2 protein-coding genes are annotated in these 4,437 nt (G+C 74.0%); both read right to left on the bottom strand.

Annotation, left to right across the window (positions count from 1 at the left end):
* Nucleotides 1–374: beta-ketoacyl synthase N-terminal-like domain-containing protein (locus GT045_RS09865; protein WP_161297705.1), on the bottom strand; the 374-nt coding region annotated here is incomplete at its 3' end.
* 94 nt (nt 375–468) lie between these two features.
* Nucleotides 469–4,437: SDR family NAD(P)-dependent oxidoreductase (locus GT045_RS09870; protein ID WP_237538494.1), on the bottom strand; the 3,969-nt coding region annotated here is incomplete at its 5' end.

The raw sequence follows: 4,437 nt of genomic DNA on the forward strand, positions 1-4,437 counted from the left end.
CGCTGCTGCGGGTCCATCGCCGTCGCCTCACGCGGCGAGATGCCGAAGAAGTCGGCGTCGAAGTCGCCGGCCTCCGCGAGGAAGCCGCCTTCGCGGGCGTATGTGGTGCCCGGCCGGTCGGGGTCGGGGTCGTAGACGGCGTCGGTGTCCCAGCCGCGGTCGGCGGGGAACGGCGTGATCGCGTCCTCCTCGCCGTACACCAGGCGCCACAGGTCCTCGGGGGCACGGACGCCGCCGGGGAAACGGCAGCCCATTCCGACGATCGCGATCGGCTCGTGGGCCGCCGCCTCCACTTCCTGCAGGCGGTTGCGGGTCTGATGCAGGTCGGCCGTGACCCGACGGAGATAACCGAGGAGCTTTTCTTGTTCCGACATCAGGACCTCACGTGCTTGGGAAGCTGGGCGTACAGCGGGAAGGGCAGGGCGGCGCGCGGGGCGGCACCGGTGGGCGCGGGAGCGGTCAAGCGGATCAGGACTCCTCCGCGGAGCCGAACTCCTGGTCGATGAAGGCGAAGAGTTCGTCCGCGTCCGCGGTCTCCAGGTGGTCTGCGACGGCGGCCGAGGCGTCGGGTTCGGCGGCCGGCGCGGCCTCCGACGGGGTTCCGCCGTCGCTCCAGCTGGAGACGCTGGACAGCAGTTCCCGGAGCCGGTCGGCCACCACCTCGCGTGCGCCGGTGTCGCCGTCGGCGACCGTCTCGCGCAACGCGGCTTCCATGCGGTCGAGTTCGGCGGTGAGAGAGGTGTCCGGCGCCTCGGCCGCCGGGGCGGCGGGTGCCAGCTCCTCGTCGAGGAGTCCGGCGAGCGCCTCGGGCGTCGGGTAGTCGAAGATCAGCGTGGCGGGCAGCCGCAGTCCGGTGGCCGCGTTGAGCCGGTTGCGCAGTTCGACGGCGGTGAGGGAGTCGAAGCCGAGTTCGAGGAAGCCTCGGTCGGCGACGACGGACACCGCGGAACCGTGTCCGAGCACGGTGGCGCCGTGCTCCTGGACCAGCCGCAGCAGCGTCCGCCGCCGCTCCGGCGCGGCGAGCCCGGCCAGCCGCTGCGCCGGCGACGGTGCGTCGGAGCGTTGCGGTTCCTGGACACGGGACCTCCGGGCAGGCACCGGCTGTCGTACGACACCGCGCAGCACGGCGGGCGGCGGGGTGCCGCCCTGGGCGGCCTCTGCGGCCAGCAGTGCCGTGTCCAGCCGGGCGGGTACGACGAGGGCCTCGGCCAGACCGCCCGCCGCGTCGAGGAGCGCCAGGCCCTCCTGTGAGGAGAAGGGCAGCAGGCCGCTGCGGCTCATGCGGGACAGGTCCGCCTGGTTGAGGTGGCCGGTCATGCCCGTGCGCTCGGCCCACAGGCCCCAGGCCAGCGAGGTGGCGGGAAGACCCTGCGCGTTGCGGTGCTGGGCGAGAGCGTCCAGGAAGGTGTTGGCCGCCGCGTAGTTCGCCTGGCCCGCGGAGCCGAAGACACCGGCCGTCGAGGAGAACAGGACGAAGAGGGTGAGGTCGAAACGGCGCGTGAGCTGGTGCAGATGCCAGGCCGCCTCGGCCTTGGCGCGCAGTACGGTGCCCAGGCGCTCCGGCGTCAGGGACGCGACCGTGGTGTCGTCCAGGACGCCCGCGGCGTGCACCACACCGGTCAGGCCGTGTCCGTCCGGCAGGCCGGACAGGAGTGCCGACAGTGCGTCGCGGTCGGCGACGTCACAGGCGGCCGTCCGTACCGTGGCGCCCAGCGCCGCCAGTTCGTCGCGGAGTTCCGGCATGCCGTCGGCGGCCTCCCCCCGCCGGCTGACCAGCAGCAGGCTGCGTACCCCGTGCCGTTCGACCAGGTGGCGGGCGACGAGCCTGCCGAGTGTGCCCGCGGCGCCCGTGACCAGGACGGTGCCGTCGGGCAGCGGCCCGGTGGGGGGAACGCTGAGCACCAGCTTGCCGACATGGCGCGCCTGGCTCATGTACCGGAACGCCTCCGGGGCCCGGCGTACGTCCCACACCCGGGTGGGCAGCAGCCGCAGCCGGCCCTGGGCGAAGAGGTCGAGGATCTCCGCCAGCATCCGGCCGATCCGCTCGGGACCGGCCTCGCCCAGATCGAAGGCCCGGTATGCGACCGCCGGGTGGGCCGCCGCCACGGTGGCGGCCTCGCGGACGTCCGTCTTGCCCATCTCCACGAACCGGCCGCCGGAGCGGAGGAGGCCCAGCGAGGCGTCGACGTACTCTCCGGCCAGGGAGTTGAGGACGACGTCCACTCCGCCCCCGTCACCGCCGAACCTGCTCGCGAACTCCAGCGAGCGCGAGGACGCCAGATGCGCGTCGTCCACGCCGAGAGTCCGCAGCGCCTCCCACTTCGCGGGGCTGGCGGTGGCGAACACCTCGACGTCCCAGGCCCGGGCGAGCTGCACCGCGGCCATGCCGACCCCGCCCGCGGCGGAGTGCACCAGCAGTGACTCGCCGGAACGTACGGCGGCCAGCTCGCGCAGGGCGTACAGCGCGGTCACGTACACGATGGGGACGGACGCGGCCTCGGTGAACGTCCAGCGCTCCGGAACGCGCGCCAGTGTCCGCTGATCGGCCACGACCAGCGGGCCGAAGCCGCCGGACCAGATGCCCATCACCCGGTCGCCGACGGCGAACGAGGTCACTCCGGGCCCGGTTGCCACCACCACGCCGGCTCCCTCGCCGCCCATCAGGGCCGCGTCGGGGTACATCCCCAGGGCGAGGAGTACATCGCGGAAGTTCAGTCCGGCGGCCCGTACGGCGATCCGTACCTCGTGCCGGCCCAGTTCGCGGGTCGCGTCCGGTGCCTGCCGCAGCCGCAGGCCCTCCAGCGTCCCGTCCTCGGAGGCCGTCAGCCGCCAGGCCGGGACACCGTCCTGGCGGGCGTCGGGTACGGCGTCCGGTGCGCCGTCCGCCATGCCCGGTACGACAGCCTGAGTGCCGTCCGCCCTGCCCGGTACGACAGCCTGTGTACCGTCCGCCATGCCCGGTACGACAGCCTGTGTACCGTCCGCCATGCCCGGTACGACAGCCTGTGTGCCGTCCGGGATGCCGCTCTCGGGGACCAGTACCCCTTCGGCGACTCCGTCGGCCAGCCGTGGCACCCGCACCCGGCCGTCCCGCAGGGCGAGCTGGGGCTCTTCGGCCAGCGCCGCCTCGTGCAGCACGGCCAGCGAGGCATCGGTGTCGTCCACGTCCAGCAGGACGAACCGGCCCGGGTGCTCGGCCTGTGCCGACCGCACCAGTCCCCACACGGCGGCGGCCGGCAGGTCGTGCACGTCTTCACCGGGAGCGGTGGCCACCGCTCCCCGGGTCACCAGGACGAGCCGTGCCCGGTCGAGACCGTCCGCGGCCAGCCACGCCTGCAGCAGCTCCAGCGTCCGGTGTGTCGTCTCGCGCATCGCCGTGACGACGTCGTCCTCGACGCCCGAGGCGACGGCGGCGAAGATCAGTCCGGGCACCGGGGAGCCGGAGTCCAGCTGCTCGGCGAGATCGGCCGGGTCGGTGTACTCCTGGGGGGTGCGGCCGGCCGTCTTGAGGGCACCGGCCAGCTCCGAGGAGTGCGGCCCGACGACAGCGCAGCCGCCGTCCGCGCCCACCGGGGCGGCCACGGCGCCGGACATCTCGGTCCAGTCCACGCGGTACAGCGCATCGCCCACCCCTCCGGGCGCCGCAGCCGCCACCTGCTCGGCCGTGACCGGACGGGTCACCAGGGCTTCCGCGCTCGCGACCGGCGTACCCGCCGCGTCGGTGACGAGCACCGACATCCCGTCGGCCCCGGCCGGCGCCAACCGCACGCGCAACGACGAGGCACCGGTCGCGTACAACGACACCCCACGCCATTCGAACGGCAGCCGGATCGTGCCGGAGTCCCGCTCCCCGTCCGTCAGCCAGGCGTGCAGCGCCGCGTCCAGCAGCGCCGGATGCAGCCCGTACCGGCTCGCGTCGGCACGCTGCTCCTCGGCAAGGGCGACCTCGGCGAACACCTCGTCGCCGCGCCGCCAGGCCGCGCCCAGCCCGCGGAACGCAGAGCCGTAGACCAGGCCCGTGGCTGCCAACCTCGGGTACAGATCGCCGAGTTCGACCTGCTCTGCGCCCACCGGCGGCCACACGCTCAGGTCACCGTCCGGCGCAGATTCTTCACCGTCGGTGCCGAGCACACCGGAGGCGTGCCGCGTCCAGGCAGCTTCTGAAGCGCCGTCCCTGCGCGAGTACACGCACAGTTCCCGGCGTCCCTCGGCATCCGGGCCGTCCAGCACCACCTGCACCTGTACGCCACCCTCTCGGGGCAGCACCAGCGGCGCCTCCAGCGTCAGCTCCTCCACCCGGTCGCAGCCGACCGTGTCCCCGGCGCGCAGCGCCAGCTCCACGAACGCCGTCCCGGGAAGGAGGACCGTGCCCTGTACGGCGTGTCCGGCGAGCCAGGGGTGGGTGCGCAGGGACAGCCGGCCCGTCAGCAGCGCCCC

Source organism: Streptomyces sp. SID486, from assembly GCF_009865385.1.
Taxonomy (GTDB): Bacteria; Actinomycetota; Actinomycetes; order Streptomycetales; family Streptomycetaceae; genus Streptomyces.